The organism is Pseudarthrobacter sp. J1738, assembly GCF_050490315.1.
In the GTDB taxonomy this organism is placed as follows: Bacteria; Actinomycetota; Actinomycetes; order Actinomycetales; family Micrococcaceae; genus JBNPEO01.
Genome location: NZ_JBNPEO010000007.1, coordinates 115,316 through 130,281 on the forward strand (window position 1 = coordinate 115,316; position 14,966 = coordinate 130,281).

Genomic DNA, 14,966 nt, shown 5'->3' on the forward strand with positions numbered 1-14,966 from the left:
TTGTCACATTTGTGACGAAACTGTTGAGAAAGCAGTGAATTCTTACTCACTGTTCTACGTTGGCGGTCTTCTGGCCTACGGCAAACGTTCTGCGGAACGGGTAGATCGTGCCGTGCGCGCCGGATGGATACGCAGCGCGCAGCAAAGCCGAGTACTCTGCCTCGTATTCTTTGGCATCCGCCTCATCAAGTGCGGACAACACCGGACGAAGGCCTGTTCCTCGCACCCATTCGAGAACCGGGTCTTGGCCCTGAAGTAGCTGCTGGTACGTTGTCTCCCATGCTTCCGCCTGCAGGCCGGCGTCTAGCATCATGGTGAGGTACTGGGCCGGTTCTGACACAACATCTGCGTGACGTAAAACCCCAGCGAGCCGTTCAGACCAGCGTGGCGAATCAGCGACTTCCCGCATTAGCTCGTGTGATGGGGCGTTGAAGTTTCCAGGAACCTGCAGCGCGAACCATGCACCCGGCCGAAGGGCCCGTAACCACTCAACGAGCAGCTTCTGATGCTCCGGCACCCACTGCAACGCCGCATTTGTGATCACTACGTCGACCTCCGGTGCTGGCTGCCACGTGGCAATATCGCCTTGAACAAACTCGAGATTTGAATGCTTTGCAGCGTGTGTTTGGGCCCGCTCCAGCATGGCGGTTGAACTGTCCAAACCAATCACGCGAGCATTCGGCCAACGCCGTGCCAAACTTGCGGTGAGATTACCGGGTCCGCAACCTAAGTCCACCACTACATCAGGGGATTCAGTCATCACCCTTCCCGCCAAATCGAAAAAAGGTCTGTCGCGGTAGTCACCAAATTGGGTGTACTTTGTGGGATCCCAGGTAACTTCCACCATGAAAAACTCCTGACCTTCTGCTTCGCTAGCGGGGAATTTCCTCCACCCACCTGAAGCCTACTATCGGGCACTAAGCTGGAGGGGATGAAACTTCTCGAACAACTCCCCTCCGCGCCCGATTCCGATTCTGTTTATACGGCGTTTGTGGAGTGGACCGAATCCCGTGGCATTGAGCTGTATCCGGCCCAAGACGAAGCCGTGATGGAACTGGCCGGCGGCGCAAACGTTATTCTTGCTACCCCCACCGGTTCGGGAAAGTCACTCGTGGCGATCGGCGCGCACTTCCGGGCCATGGCTATGGGCCAACGTAGTTACTACACCGCTCCTATCAAGGCACTCGTCTCTGAAAAATTCTTTGCACTGTGTGAGATCTTCGGTGCCGAGAACGTTGGGATGGTTACCGGTGATTCCGGTGTCAACCAAGACGCTGCGATCATTTGCTGCACTGCAGAAATTCTTGCCAACATCGCCTTGCGCGAAGGGGCTGCTGCCGCACTGGGTGTGGTGATTATGGACGAGTTTCACTTCTATTCTGATCCCCAGCGTGGTTGGGCATGGCAGGTGCCGTTGCTCGAATTACCGCAGGCTCAATTCCTACTTATGAGCGCCACGCTTGGGGATGTGTCCCGCTTTGAGGAATCCATTACTGAACTCACTGGCCAGCCGACGGTGACGGTGAGCTCCGCCGAGCGTCCCATCCCCTTGCACTACTACTACGAGCTCTCCCCCATTCACGAGACGCTCGAAGACCTGCTGGCCACCAAACAGGTACCGGTTTATGTGGTGCACTTCAGCCAACTTGAAGCCATTGACCGGGCCCAGAGCCTTATGAGTATCAACATGTGCTCGCGCGAAGAGAAGGACAAAATCGCCGAGCTTATTGCGGGGTTCCGCTTTGCTGCTGGCTTTGGTAAAACTCTCAATCGTCTAGTCCGCCATGGCATTGGTGTGCACCATGCTGGGATGCTGCCTAAGTACCGGCGCTTGGTAGAGCAGTTGGCTCAGGCCGGACTGCTCAAGGTTATTTGTGGCACTGACACACTGGGCGTGGGCATTAACGTTCCAATTCGCACGGTGTTGCTCACGGCACTGAGCAAGTACGACGGCGTACGGACCCGGACTCTGAATGCTCGCGAATTCCATCAGATCGCCGGACGTGCGGGCCGGGCTGGCTATGACACCGCCGGGACCGTGGTGGTTCAAGCCCCGGATCATGTGATCGAAAATACCCGTGCCATGGCAAAGGCCACAGCCAAATTTGGCGACGATCAAAAGAAACTGCGCCAAGTGGTGAAAAAGAAACCACGTGAGGGTTTTGTCACGTGGGGTGAGCCTACGTTTAACCGGATGGTGGAGTCAGTTCCTGAACCCTTGCAGTCCAGTTTTCAGGTCACACACTCGATGCTGTTGAACCTGTTGGAGCGTCCTGGTGATCCTTTTGCCGCCACTCGCCGTTTATTGAGCGAGAACCATGAGTCCCGCCCGTCTCAATTGCGGTTGATGAAGCGTGCGCTGGGGATCTACCGTGAGCTTTTGGCAGCCGGCGTGGTGGAACGCATTCCACCCGAAGAGCAAAAAGCAGACGGCAGAACGGTTCGTCTCACTGTGCATTTGCAAGCGAACTTTGCTCTTAACCAGCCGCTCTCCCCCTTTGCTCTAGCTGCCTTGGAACTCTTGGATCCGGAGTCGCCGTCGTATGCCTTAGACGTCGTTTCGGTGATTGAGTCCACTCTTGAGAAGCCCCGGCAGATTCTCACAGCTCAGCAGAAAAAGGCTCGTGGCGACGCTGTGGCCGCAATGAAAGCTGATGGCATCGAATATGACCAGCGGATGGCCATGCTTGAAGAGGTCACGTACCCCATGCCGCTCGCCGAACTATTGGGTCAGGCGTTTGAGACGTATCGTGGCGCGGCACCGTGGATCGGTGACTTTGAGTTGGCACCAAAATCCGTAGTCCGCGACATGTATGAACGTGCCATGAACTTCGGTGAATTCGTTCAGTTCTATTCTTTGGCCCGTTCAGAGGGCATTGTTCTGCGCTATCTTTCCGACGCCTACAAGGCTCTGAACCAGACGGTGCCGCAGGACGCTTTGCGCGAGGATCTTGAAGATCTGATTGTGTGGCTGGGCGAGCTGGTCCGGCAGGTTGATTCAAGCCTTCTGGATGAATGGGAAGAACTAACTTCCGGTGTGGCTCCGGGCGCTTCCGATGCGCCGCCAGCAGCACCGCCGGCACTGACGTCCAACACTCGAGCGTTCCGGGTGATGGTGCGCAACGAGATGTTCCGTAGGGTGGAGCTTTTTGCTGACGAGGACTCTGCAGCGCTGGGTGAGTTGGACGGTGCTTCTGGTTGGGATGCTGAAGCTTGGGAAGACGTCCTTGACGCGTACTTTGAAGAGCACAATGACATCAGCACTGGCGCGGATGCACGAGGTCCGGCACTTCTGATGATCACCGAGGAACCTGGGGTGTGGAAGGTACGGCAGATTTTCGCGGACCCCGCGGATAACCACGACTGGGGCATTTCGGCAGAGGTTGACCTCGACGCTTCAAACGAGGCTGGCTCGGCAGTAGTTCGGGTTGTAGACGTGAACCGGCTCTAGCACCACCCGACCGTCGCAGTGAGAGTTGCCTAGTAAGCTCGGAATCATGAGTGTGATCCGCCCGGCACAGCCGTCAGATGTCCCCTTGATCCTGCAAATGATTCATGACCTCGCCCTTTATGAGAAGGAACCCGAAGCGGTCAAAAACACCGAAGAGTCATTACACAAGGTGCTTTTTGGGAAAGCACCAGCAGCGTTTGCGCATGTGGCAGAAAACGCCGAGGGCCAGGTCCGCGGATTTGCGCTCTGGTTCCTGAATTACTCCACGTGGGAGGGGGTGCACGGTATCTATCTTGAAGACTTGTACGTCCAACCCGAGGCCCGCGGTGAGGGTCACGGAAAAGCGCTTTTGCAGAACCTCGCGAGCATCGCCGTAGACCGTGGCTACGCTCGCGTGGAATGGAGCGTTCTGGACTGGAACGAACCGTCCATCAATTTCTACCGCAGCCTTGGGGCCAACCCGATGGACGGTTGGTCCACGTTCCGCCTCAGCGGCTCAGCACTCCAAGCCGTGGGTGGCCAAGCATGAGCGCCAGCACAAACGTAAAGCACCACGTCAAAGCTAGGCACGAGTTCCGTGGCCTGCGCAGCGCCGAACACTACTTTGAGCTGCCACTCGATCATGGTAATCCTGCGGCCGGATCAATTACGGTCTTTGCCCGTGAATACAGTTCCGCCAAAATTAGTGAGGCTCACATCCAAGAGCTTCCTTGGCTGCTGTACCTTCAGGGTGGCCCAGGTGGGCGTGGCAACCGCTGGAACTCACTAGGCGGTTGGGCTAAGGAAGCCTCAAAGTCGTTCAGGATTTTGATGCTCGATCAACGCGGAACGGGTTTGTCCTCGCCAATCGAAGCGAAGTCGTTGGCTGCACTGGGCGCGCTGGACGAACAGGTGGCGTACTTGCGTCACTTCCGGGCAGATTCAATCGTGGCCGACGCTGAATTAATCCGTAGGACACTTGGCTCGGCGCCCTGGACAATTTACGGTCAAAGCTATGGTGGCTTCTGCGCGCTCAGTTACCTTTCCTTCGCACCGGAAGGGCTTAAAGCCGCGCTACTGACCGGTGGATTGGCCCCGCTGACGGGACCGGCCGACGACGTCTACCGGGCAACCTTCGCTCGCGTGGAAGCACGCAACAAAGAGTACTTCGGCTGGTATCCCGAAGATCGGGAACTTACCACCAAGATTGCAAGGCATTTGGAAAACGTTGAAGAGTTCCTGCCTACCGGTGAGCGGCTCACCCCGGAGCGATTCCAGATGCTTGGCTCCTTCTTGGGCGGAAATACTCGTGTGGACGCGCTCCACTACGTCCTTGAAGATGCATTCATTGCCACAGCTGCCGGCGTGCGGCTGTCTGACAATTTCTTGAGTCAGGTGTCAGCCCAAGTCAGCCGCGCAGCGAACCCGCTCTACGCACTGATGCACGAGTCTATTTACGGCCAAGGCAGCGCCACGAATTGGGCCGCGTGGCGGGTGCTCAATGAGTTTCCACAGTTCCGTCCGGACGCCGCAGATCCACTCTTCACGGGTGAAATGGTGTACCCCTGGTACTTCGAACAGGATCCTGCTCTGGTGCCGCTAGCCGACGTGGCTCAGGCTATTGCCCAAGTCAACGACTGGCCAGCGCTGTACAACACGGATCAGCTCGCCAAAAACACTGTTCCAGTGGCTGCAGCCGTCTACGAGGATGACATCTACGTGGACAAGAACTTGTCCTTAGTAACTGCGTCCGCGGTTCAAGGATTGCAAACGTGGGTCACCGACGAATTCCACCACGATGGTATTGCCGACGACGGCGAAGGTATCTTCCGTAGGCTCCTAGCCATGACTCGGGAACAGCCGTAGAGCAAAAACAACTCTGGCCCACTCCCCTACCTGAATACTTCGGATAGGGAGCGGGCCAGAGGGTAGTCCGGTGCTGTTTACTCGGAGTCGCTACGACTTTTGAGAGAGTCAGCTTCCAAGCGTGCGTCAAGCTTTGCCTGGCGCGCCTGGGGGCTGAGCAAGCTCGCAATCACAGCGATCACAATGGTGCCCACAATGACTGCCAAGGACACAAAGGTGGGGATCTCAGGAGCCCACTCAATGTGCTTGCCACCGTTGATAAACGGCAACTCGTTGACGTGCATTGCGTGGAAAATGAGTTTGAAACCGATAAACGCCAGGATTACCGAAAGCGCATGCTTGAGGTAAACCAGACGGTTCATCAAACCACCCAGCAAGAAGTACAGCTGACGCAGGCCCATCAGTGCGAACAGGTTTGCAGTGAACACAATAAAGGGGCTCTGGGTCAGGCCAAAGATGGCCGGGATTGAATCCACAGCGAACAGCAGATCCGTTAGGCCAATGGTGACAAAAACAATCAGCATCGGGGTGAAGAGCTTCTTGCCGTCCACCACTGTGCGGATCTTACCGCCGTCGAACTCGCTGTGCATGGGAAGAACTTTGCGCAAGCGTGCAATGAGCGGGTTTTCGCTACCCTCTTCTTCATCTCCACCACTGTCAACTGCCTGCTTGTAGGCAGTCCACAGTAAGAACGCTCCGAAGATGAAGAAAATCCAGCTGAATTGTTCGATCACAATGGCGCCAAGAAGAATAAAGATTCCGCGCAGGATCAGAGCGATAATGATGCCCACCATCAGGACTTCTTGTTGGTACTTCCGTGGTACGGAGAACCTAGCCATGATGATGATAAACACAAACAGATTATCGATACTGAGGCTGTATTCGGTGACCCAGCCGGCAACAAACTGCCCGCCGTATTCGTGTCCTGCAAAGATGAACATTAACAGGGCGAAGACCAAGGCCAAGGCAATGTAGAAGGCAACCCACAGGCCGGCTTCTTTCATGCTCGGTTCGTGGGGGCGCTTGACCACCAAGAGTAAGTCGATGATGAGGATAAGTCCGAGGACTACAAACGAGCCAACTTCGAACCAAAGAGGTAATTCGGGCACGTAAAAACCTTTCGCAGGGTACGGCTCAACGGTGTAAGTCTCTCCGATCAACAAAAATCCAAGTGGAACACTCGAAATGGTCGACCCGCTGTGCCCGGCGTGGCATCGATGCCACGCGTGCTGACGATCACAGCGCTTGGGATACTCCCCTACGTGCTGTCTATTTTAGCCTAAGCGTGACCGGCAGACTGCATCTGGCGCAGTTCACGCTTGAGGTCACCCACCTCGTCACGAATGCGGGCGGCGAGTTCAAACTGCAATTCGCCAGCGGCAGCGTGCATTTGTTCCGTCATCTGCTCGATCAATGCCACAAGATCTTCAGCCGGGGCAGCCGCCAAGCCGTCCTTGCGAACAGTAGCTGCGCCCTTGCCCTTACCCTTCTTGCCGCCTTTTGCCGTGGCTGCGAGTAGTTCGCGCGTATCTTCATCTTCACGAGCCAACTGGTCCGTAATGTCCGCAATTTTTTTGCGCAGCGGCTGCGGGTCAACACCGTGATCTTTGTTGTACTTGACCTGAATTTCACGGCGACGGTTGGTCTCATCAATGGCTTTTGCCATGGAATCGGTAATCCGGTCCGCATACATGTGAACTTCACCCGAGACGTTACGGGCGGCACGTCCAATGGTCTGAATCAGTGAGGTGGCTGAACGCAGGAAGCCTTCCTTGTCCGCGTCCAAGATGCTCACCAATGATACTTCCGGCAAGTCCAGGCCTTCACGGAGCAGGTTAATGCCCACCAACACATCAAAGAGACCCATACGCAGTTCACGCAAGAGCTCTACCCGGCGCAACGTATCAACGTCTGAATGCAAGTACTGCACTTTGATTCCGTGACCCAAGAGGTACTCAGTGAGGTCCTCGGCCATTCGTTTGGTCAGCGTGGTGACGAGGACACGCTCATCTTTCTCCACACGTTCGCGAATCTCGCCCAGGAGGTCGTCAATTTGACCCTTGGTGGGTTTCACAATAACTTCTGGGTCAATCAGGCCGGTGGGTCGGATAATTTGCTGCACCACGCCGTCGGCCTTGCCAAGTTCAAATTTGCCCGGCGTTGCGGAAAGGTAGACCGTCTGGCCAATCCTGTCTTGGAACTCGTCCCACTTCAGCGGACGGTTGTCCATGGCTGAGGGCAAACGGAAACCATGGTCTACCAGGGTGCGCTTGCGGGACATATCGCCCTCATACATAGCCCCGATCTGCGGAACGGTTACGTGGGACTCGTCGATCACCAGCAAAAAGTCGTCTGGGAAGTAGTCGATCAAACAGTGTGGAGCTGTTCCACCAGCGCGGCCATCAATGTGCCGGGAGTAGTTTTCAATGCCGTTGCAGAAACCCATCTGCTGCATCATCTCGAGGTCATAGGTGGTGCGCATCCGTAGACGCTGCGCCTCCACTAGTTTGTTTTGCCCTTCGAGGACCTCTAGCCGGGCGGCAAGTTCGTCTTCGATGGCTTTGATGGCACGAGCCATTCGCTCGGGACCGGCTACATAGTGGGAGGCCGGGAAAACATACATCTCGGTTTCTTCCCGCACCACTTCTCCCGTCACCGGATGAAGGGTGTAGATGTTTTCGATCTCATCACCGAAGAACTCAATCCGAAGAGCAAGCTCTTCATACATAGGGATAATCTCAACAGTGTCTCCGCGGACCCGAAACGTACCACGGTGAAAGTCGATGTCATTGCGCGCATATTGCATGGAGACGAATTTGCGCAGTAGGTCATCGCGGTTCATCTCGGCACCGCGCCGTAGCGTCACCATTCCTGCGATGTACTCTTCCGGAGTTCCCAAACCGTAAATGCAGGAAACCGTTGCCACCACCACAACGTCTCGTCGAGTCAGAAGCGCGTTGGTGGCAGAGTGCCTCAAGCGCTCCACTTCCTCATTGACTGAAGAGTCCTTCTCAATGAAGGTGTCAGTTTGAGGGACGTATGCCTCCGGCTGGTAATAGTCGTAGTAGGAGACGAAGTACTCAACTGCGTTGTTGGGCAGGAGTTCTCTGAATTCGTTGGCGAGCTGCGCTGCGAGCGTTTTGTTTTGCACCATCACCAAGGTGGGTCGCTGCAGTTTCTCAATCAGCCAAGCTGTGGTGGCGCTTTTACCAGTACCGGTGGCCCCCATCAGGACGACGTCTTTTTCACCGTTGGTGACGCGTTCGGTCAGTTCCTTGATAGCGGTGGGTTGATCCCCGGCAGGTTTGTACTCGCTGACCACTTCAAAAGGAGCTACAACACGATCGATCTTTTGCGCGAGACTCATGACTCTAATCTACAGCTAGCTACTGACACCCAATGTCAGTCATCGTTGCCTTCGGAATTCATCCAGCCCTCACGAATTACCTCGAGGAAGTGCGCCATATCACATATCTGATATTTGAAACAATTCTTTCAGTTCCCCTTGTAAAGCCTGTGAGGGGGTAGTAGAAACATAAACAGGCACTCGCCCGCGCCGGCCGCCAGCCGACGTCCCCCTGAGAAAGGACCTCACCGTGAGGTTAACAAAAATGCGTTTCCCCGCGCGTCGGATGGCACTCGCAGCCGCCACCCTAGGACTAGTCGTGGCCGGCTCTGGTTTCACAGCCCAAGCCGCTGAAGCACCAAGTTCAACGCCAGTACCCATCAACCCACCCGATGGCACAGTGATGAGTTATGTGGTCAACGCCGCCCAAGCGAACCCCGGACAGACCCGCAAAGTTGAACTGGCCGTTACAGCCTCTGGCGGTGTTGTGGTCCAAAGCTGGCCAGCGATTGGTGTGGTCATTGCACAGTCAGACCGTGCGGCCTTCCGTGAGAACGTCAAGACCGTAGGCAAAACAAGCATTCTCTCAGTCGGCGCAACCCGCACAGCAGAGGTGGGTGACAAAATTACCGGCGTGCAGCTGCCGTGGGGCCCAGGCGCATCGGGCTGGAACAAGGGCAAAAACAAACCAGTCAACGGCGACGAACCCACCACATTGGTACCGGCCGGCCCCGCAGATTCCCAAGAATCTCAGCAATGGGACATGGCGCAGATCAATGCCGACAAAGCTCACGCCATCACCGATGGTAGCCGCAGTGTATTAGTCGGTGTTTTGGACTCTGGCATCGACCCCACCCATGTTGATTTGGCAGCGAACATCTCAGTTGCCGACTCCGTCAACTGCACCCAGGGCGGCCGCCCCTCTCAGGCAGCCGGCGGCTGGTACCCCACCACAAGTGACCATGGCACTCACGTTGCCGGGACTATCGCTGGGGTTCGTAACGGCGTCGGAATTGTAGGCGTGGCACCCAACGTACGTATGGCTTCCGTCAAGGTTGTGAACGACGACGGTTACATCTACCCCGAATACGCCATTTGTGGCTTTATGTGGGCTGGCCAGCGCGGTATGGACGTTACCAACAACAGCTACTACATTGACCCATTCGAGTTCTGGTGTGACGACCAGCCGGATCAGGCAGCCGTCCGTGATGCTGTGTCCCGCGCAGTGAACTACTCCGTCAGCAAGGGCGTTGTCAGTGCTGCCGCGGCCGGTAACTCTGGCGTCGACTTCAACACCAACACCACTGATTCAGCTAGCCCTAATGACGCACCGGCCCCCATCCAGCGGACCATCAACGCCGGCTGCAAGGACATTCCTACACAGTTGCCCGGTGTTGTAACGGTTTCTTCAATTACTCAGGCCGGTCAGCTGTCCTCCTTCTCCAACCGCGGTCTGGGGCACATTGACGTTGCAGCTCCAGGATCACGCATCCTGTCCACCACACTCAACGGTAAGTACGGCCTCAAGAGCGGAACGTCGATGGCTTCACCGCACGTTGCCGGTGTGCTGGCCTTGATGAAATCAGCTCACCCCGAGCTGACCCCGGCGCAGATGGTTGCTAAGCTCCGCGCCGACGCCACCAAAACGCCTTGCTCAGCAGCTCAGAACAACAGCGGAGCCACCTGCGACGGCACTACCGAGTTGAACAGTTACTACGGCTACGGCGTAGTTGATGCCCTCAAGGCAGTGAAGTAACTGACCTAGCAGTTGAACAAAGAGTGGCCGGGGTTTCGCAGTTGTTGCGTAACCCCGGCCACTGTTCGTAGAGCATGCAACTCAGATTCTCGGTTGGATGGTGTTCTGCCAGATCGCATCAACGTTGTTGATAAGGTCCTGAAGCGTCCCTGAGTTCTCCACCACAACATCAGCAACGGCAAGACGTTCTTCCCTACTAGCTTGGGCGGCAATACGGGACTCCGCTTCTTCCCTACTCATCCCCCGGTGCTCGATCATGCGCTGAATTCGAGTCTCCTCAGGAGCGTCCACCACTATCACCAGGTCAAAACGTGAGGCCTGACCGGTCTCCACCAGCAGAGGAATGTCTTCAACCACCACAGATTCGGGGGCCGCGGCGGCGATGGCAGCTCCAGCCAAGGCGCGAACTTTTGGATGGATGATCGCGTTGAGTTTTTCTCGACGTTCCTCATCAGCAAAAATCAGTGCGCCCAGTGCCTTCCGGTCCAATGACCCATCTGGGGCTATCACCCCAGTACCAAACTCAGCCGTCACTTCTGCCAGCCCCTGACTACCCGGTTCGACGGCGATTCGAGCCAACTCGTCGGCGTCAACCACTACCGCGCCAAGCTCCGCTAATCGATGGGAGACAGCTGACTTACCCGAGGCAATTCCGCCTGTTAATCCGATTCGTAGCACTCCACCAGACTAGACTGAGGCAGTGCCAGAACAAGAGAGCCGAGCCACCGAGTACACCACGTTGGCCAGCGGACCAGGCTTCCGGCACGAGATCGAAATCAAACGATCCCGGTTTATCACCGTGCTGCGCCGCGTTCCCGACGAAGATTCAGCCAGGTCTTTGGTGGCCGGGCTACGCAAAGAATTTCACGACGCACGCCACCACTGCTCCGCATTTGTGATTGGACCAGACCGGGACATCCAGCGCTCTAACGACGATGGCGAACCCTCCGGTACCGCTGGAATTCCCATGCTTGAGGCATTGATCAAACGCGAGACCCAGCCCGGGGTGAGCGACCTCAGCGACCTTTGTGCCGTCGTCGTCCGTTACTTTGGCGGAATATTGTTGGGCGCGGGAGGACTGGTGCGTGCGTATTCCGAGTCCGTCTCCACGGCGCTCGATGCCGCTCCCCTCGTGCAGCGCCGGCGCCTACGAATATGTTCGATGGCTGTTCCGCATGCCGCAGCTGGCAGGCTTCAGAATGACCTGCGCTCCGCTGGCTACGTGATGGGCGAGACCGGATACGGTGCTACAGAAACCGTCTTGCGGATTGCACTCGCTGATGATCCCCGGGCCATTGCTGACGCCACGGCCCGCCTTGCATCCTTTACCGCAGGCGTCACCGATCTTGAGCCTGAGGGAACAGAGTGGGTCGATGTCCTCCGGTCACGCCAATAAGGGCGTCTCCGCGCCGGCCGAGGCCGCAGCTTCTGGAGCCTCGGTCATCGAAGCTACAGACATCCAATTTTCCGGGATCATCGCCGCCTCTCTGTATGGGTTGCGGAAAACAAAAGAAAAACGGGCCCCTGCCGAAGCAGGAGCCCGTTTCTTAGCCGAAGCTAGGTGGCAATTAGTTGCCGGTCAGCTTCTCGCGCAGTGCTGCGAGAGCTTCGTCGGATGCCAAGGTACCACCGGAGGTTGCCTCCGAAGCGGCCGGCTCCGAGGAGTAGCTCGTGGTGCCCGAGTCGGACTCACCAGCTGTTGCAGCTGCTGCGTCGTCGGCAGCGTGCTGAGCAACCTGCTTCTTGTGAGCTTCCCAGCGAGTCTGAGCGTCAGCGTACTGCTGCTCCCAAGCTGCGCGCTGAGTCTCGTAGCCTTCAAGCCACTCGTTGGACTCCGGGTCGAAGCCCTCCGGGTACTTGTAGTTGCCTTCTTCGTCGTACTCTGCGGCCATACCGTACAGAGCAGGATCGAATTCGGTGCTCTCAGCGTCTACACCCTCGTTAGCCTGCTTGAGGGAGAGGGAGATGCGGCGACGCTCGAGGTCGATGTCGATAACCTTGACGAACAGCTCGTCACCAACGGAGACAACCTGCTCTGCCAACTCAACGTGGCGTACTGCCAACTCAGAGATGTGCACGAGGCCTTCGATTCCGTCTTCAACGCGAACGAACGCACCGAACGGAACGAGCTTGGTGACCTTACCCGGAACAACCTGGCCGAGGGCGTGGGTGCGGGCGAAGGTCTGCCACGGATCTTCCTGCGTAGCCTTGAGGGACAAGGAAACGCGCTCGCGATCCAGATCCACTTCGAGAACCTCGACAGTAACTTCCTGGCCAACTTCGACAACCTCGGACGGGTGGTCGATGTGCTTCCAAGACAGCTCGGAAACGTGAACCAAACCATCTACGCCGCCAAGGTCCACGAATGCACCGAAGTTGACGATGGAGGAAACAACGCCGGGACGAACCTGGCCCTTTTCCAGCTTGTTGAGGAACGTGGAGCGAACCTCGGACTGAGTCTGCTCGAGCCATGCACGGCGGGACAGAACAACGTTGTTGCGGTTCTTGTCCAGTTCGATGATCTTGGCTTCGATCTGCTGACCGATGTACGGAGCCAGGTCGCGCACACGGCGCATCTCGACGAGGGAAGCGGGCAAGAAGCCGCGCAGACCGATGTCGAGGATAAGACCACCCTTGACAACTTCGATGACGGTACCGGTAACGACGCCGTCTTCTTCCTTGACCTTCTCGATGTCGCCCCAGGCACGCTCGTACTGAGCACGCTTCTTGGAGAGAATCAGACGGCCTTCTTTGTCTTCCTTGGTGAGAACCAAAGCTTCAACCTGATCGCCAACGGAGACAACGTCTCCGGGATCAACATCGTGCTTGATGGAAAGCTCACGGGAGGGGATGACACCTTCGGTCTTGTAACCGATGTCGAGCAGAACTTCGTCGCGGTCAACCTTAACAACGGTACCTTCAACGAGATCTCCGTCGTTGAAGTACTTGATGGTGGCGTCGACAGCTGCGAGGAAGTCTTCAGCGGTACCGATGTCGTTAATTGCGACTACGGGGGTACCGGACTTCTCGGTAGAGGTGATGGTCATGTAGTAGGGGCTCCGATGTGGATAGAAAGTCGGTCAGGCAGACCAGCCAATTCTGATTGGCAGAAATGGCACTGCAACGGTCATCCTGAAATGTTGGATTGTTCGCGCACACGTAGTGCACGCCCGTTTATTGTAGTAGCCAAAGCAAAGCTGGGTCAAAGTGGGCACAGCTGTCCTGCGCTGCGGTCGCGGTGCGGATTAGAAGTGCGTGAGGCAGTGCACAGGGCGTTCGACGGCGAAGAGCAAGGACGCACGCATGGCCGCACCGGCGGTGCGCTCCACCAAACGGCCTGCAGCGAGCAAGCTCACCGGGTTCACGCCACCAAGGTAGATCGATGCTAGAGCCGAAGCGTCGAGTTCAAGGTCCGCGACAACACCCCCGTTTTCCGCGTCAGCTTCAGTGATCAGCTCTACTGTGGGGACGCTGCCGTTCACGTCCAGCAGGTAGAGTCCACTGGCAAATTCGAGCGGATCTTCAACCTTGATAACCAAGCGATCATCCACCGCATAGCGGCGGGCGCTCAGTGCTGCCTGTGTGTCCAAAATGCGTAGCCAAAGGAGGTCCAGATAACCAGCACTCTTGATGCAGCGAGGATCAGTCAAGGCCCATGCGAGCGGGTCATCAATAGGTGCTTGATTCCAAACAATGCGCTCCACCAGGTCGATGCTGGCGAGGAATTGCCAGAGTTCCAGGTAGGCGGCGTCCGTTGCGGCTACGATGTCTACAATTTCCATGGTGGCGGGTTCGGTTTCCCACCCCATGAACTTGTAGGACACGTAGCCGTCGGGTGAACCATCTGCGCCGTAGTGAACGGCTGCTCGAATGGAGTGATCAACCTTGCCGTCGCTGCCGTGTTCACCGGCGATGCGAAGCCGGTAGATCTCTTGACGGTCCACTGAGCCTGGAGTGGCGCGGTGAACTCGGGCAAAAATGCTGGGGGCAAGTTCCAGCAGGACCTTGGGCTCCACAATTTCTACGCTGCCGGTGGCTTCGTGACGCAGTTTAAAGCGAGCAGAAGTGTCAATTTTCAGGCGGCGTTCATAGCTGGTCACACCAAATCCGAAGCGACCGTAGATGCTGCCTTCTGAAGCGGTCAGAGCGGCTACTGCCAGCCCATCATCTTTGGCTCGCTCAAGCTCGGCCAGCATCATTCCGCGCAGCAATCCACGCCGGCGGTGGGTTGGCCGCACCGTGACATCAGTGATGAGCAGCGCGTCTTGGAGTTGGCCGAAGCCAACGTTGATGCTCTTACGGAAGGTGGCGAATGTGGCAACGGGAACGTCAGCTGGCAGGGAATGAGCTGCGGGTTCTCCGTTCTGGTAGACACCCGTCAGCACCATCTGGTCTACCAGAAGAGTGGCTAGTGAAGCATCAACGAGCTCCTCAGTGACACGGGACTCGTGAAAACCGAAAGAAACAGCTTGATACCAGTTTTTGGCACGGCCATATTTGGGCGAGTCCTTGGCTGGAGTGGGCAGGCGGTGGATGGTGTATTTCTGCTGTTCAGTGGCCACTCCTAG

At 56.8% G+C, this 14,966-nt stretch carries 11 protein-coding genes; 5 read left to right on the forward strand and 6 right to left on the reverse strand.

Annotated features, from left to right (window positions below; genetic code table 11):
- Nucleotides 1–46 precede the first annotated feature (46 nt).
- Entirely contained in the window at nucleotides 47–847 is an 801-nt protein-coding gene (locus ACQR35_RS10610; protein ID WP_430267063.1) for a trans-aconitate 2-methyltransferase, read from the reverse strand.
- Nucleotides 848–931: 84 nt separating this feature from the next.
- On the opposite strand from ACQR35_RS10610, the gene ACQR35_RS10615 reads away from it, so the two are divergent.
- From ACQR35_RS10615 to ACQR35_RS10625, 3 genes are read left to right on the forward strand one after another with little or no spacing between them, the layout of a single operon-like run.
- On the forward strand, nucleotides 932–3,451 hold the full coding sequence (locus ACQR35_RS10615; RefSeq protein WP_430267062.1) for a DEAD/DEAH box helicase: 2,520 nt from the start codon (nucleotides 932–934) through the stop codon (nucleotides 3,449–3,451).
- A 46-nt stretch (nucleotides 3,452–3,497) separates the two neighbouring features.
- Nucleotides 3,498–3,980: an N-acetyltransferase family protein gene (locus ACQR35_RS10620; protein ID WP_430267061.1), complete on the forward strand. Its 483-nt coding sequence runs from the start codon at nucleotides 3,498–3,500 to the stop codon at nucleotides 3,978–3,980.
- Nucleotides 3,977–5,296 carry an alpha/beta fold hydrolase gene (locus ACQR35_RS10625; RefSeq protein ID WP_430267060.1) on the forward strand — a complete coding sequence of 440 codons (1,320 nt, stop codon included), beginning with the start codon at nucleotides 3,977–3,979 and terminating at the stop codon, nucleotides 5,294–5,296. The genes ACQR35_RS10620 and ACQR35_RS10625 overlap by 4 nt, the downstream gene beginning before the upstream one ends.
- 77 nt (nucleotides 5,297–5,373) lie before the next feature.
- On the opposite strand, the gene ACQR35_RS10630 is transcribed toward ACQR35_RS10625, so the two are convergent.
- Both ACQR35_RS10630 and uvrB read right to left on the reverse strand, forming a co-directional pair.
- On the reverse strand, nucleotides 5,374–6,405 hold the full coding sequence (locus tag ACQR35_RS10630) for a TerC family protein (protein WP_430267059.1): 1,032 nt from the start codon (nucleotides 6,403–6,405) through the stop codon (nucleotides 5,374–5,376).
- A 170-nt stretch (nucleotides 6,406–6,575) separates the two neighbouring features.
- On the reverse strand, nucleotides 6,576–8,663 hold the full coding sequence (gene uvrB, locus ACQR35_RS10635) for an excinuclease ABC subunit UvrB (protein ID WP_430267058.1): 2,088 nt from the start codon (nucleotides 8,661–8,663) through the stop codon (nucleotides 6,576–6,578).
- Nucleotides 8,664–8,892: 229 nt separating this feature from the next.
- On the opposite strand from uvrB, the gene ACQR35_RS10640 reads away from it, so the two are divergent.
- Nucleotides 8,893–10,398 (forward strand): S8 family peptidase, encoded by a 1,506-nt coding sequence (locus tag ACQR35_RS10640; protein ID WP_430267057.1) that lies wholly within the window; start codon nucleotides 8,893–8,895, stop codon nucleotides 10,396–10,398.
- A gap of 81 nt (nucleotides 10,399–10,479) precedes the next feature.
- Here ACQR35_RS10640 and coaE read toward each other — a convergent pair whose 3' ends face one another.
- Nucleotides 10,480–11,076 (reverse strand): dephospho-CoA kinase, encoded by a 597-nt coding sequence (gene coaE / locus ACQR35_RS10645; protein WP_430267056.1) that lies wholly within the window; start codon nucleotides 11,074–11,076, stop codon nucleotides 10,480–10,482.
- Nucleotides 11,077–11,098: 22 nt separating this feature from the next.
- On the opposite strand from coaE, the gene ACQR35_RS10650 reads away from it, so the two are divergent.
- Nucleotides 11,099–11,794 (forward strand): IMPACT family protein, encoded by a 696-nt coding sequence (locus tag ACQR35_RS10650; RefSeq protein WP_430270002.1) that lies wholly within the window; start codon nucleotides 11,099–11,101, stop codon nucleotides 11,792–11,794.
- Nucleotides 11,795–11,966: 172 nt separating this feature from the next.
- On the opposite strand, the gene rpsA is transcribed toward ACQR35_RS10650, so the two are convergent.
- Both rpsA and ACQR35_RS10660 read right to left on the reverse strand, forming a co-directional pair.
- The gene (rpsA, locus tag ACQR35_RS10655) at nucleotides 11,967–13,445 is read right to left on the reverse strand and encodes a 30S ribosomal protein S1 (RefSeq protein ID WP_430267054.1); all 1,479 of its coding nucleotides are present in this window, start codon (nucleotides 13,443–13,445) and stop codon (nucleotides 11,967–11,969) included.
- A gap of 198 nt (nucleotides 13,446–13,643) precedes the next feature.
- Nucleotides 13,644–14,960, reverse strand: coding sequence for a GNAT family N-acetyltransferase (locus ACQR35_RS10660; RefSeq protein ID WP_430270003.1), 1,317 nt, complete (start codon nucleotides 14,958–14,960; stop codon nucleotides 13,644–13,646).
- Nucleotides 14,961–14,966 lie beyond the last annotated feature (6 nt).

Coding starts and splice junctions, on each gene's coding strand:
- rpsA (WP_430267054.1), bottom strand. CDS start 13,445: ATGACCATCACCTCTACCGAGAAGTCCGGTACCCCCGTAGTCGCAATT.
- ACQR35_RS10620 (WP_430267061.1), top strand. CDS start 3,498: ATGAGTGTGATCCGCCCGGCACAGCCGTCAGATGTCCCCTTGATCCTG.
- ACQR35_RS10625 (WP_430267060.1), top strand. CDS start 3,977: ATGAGCGCCAGCACAAACGTAAAGCACCACGTCAAAGCTAGGCACGAG.
- uvrB (WP_430267058.1), bottom strand. CDS start 8,663: ATGAGTCTCGCGCAAAAGATCGATCGTGTTGTAGCTCCTTTTGAAGTG.
- ACQR35_RS10610 (WP_430267063.1), bottom strand. CDS start 847: ATGGTGGAAGTTACCTGGGATCCCACAAAGTACACCCAATTTGGTGAC.
- ACQR35_RS10615 (WP_430267062.1), top strand. CDS start 932: ATGAAACTTCTCGAACAACTCCCCTCCGCGCCCGATTCCGATTCTGTT.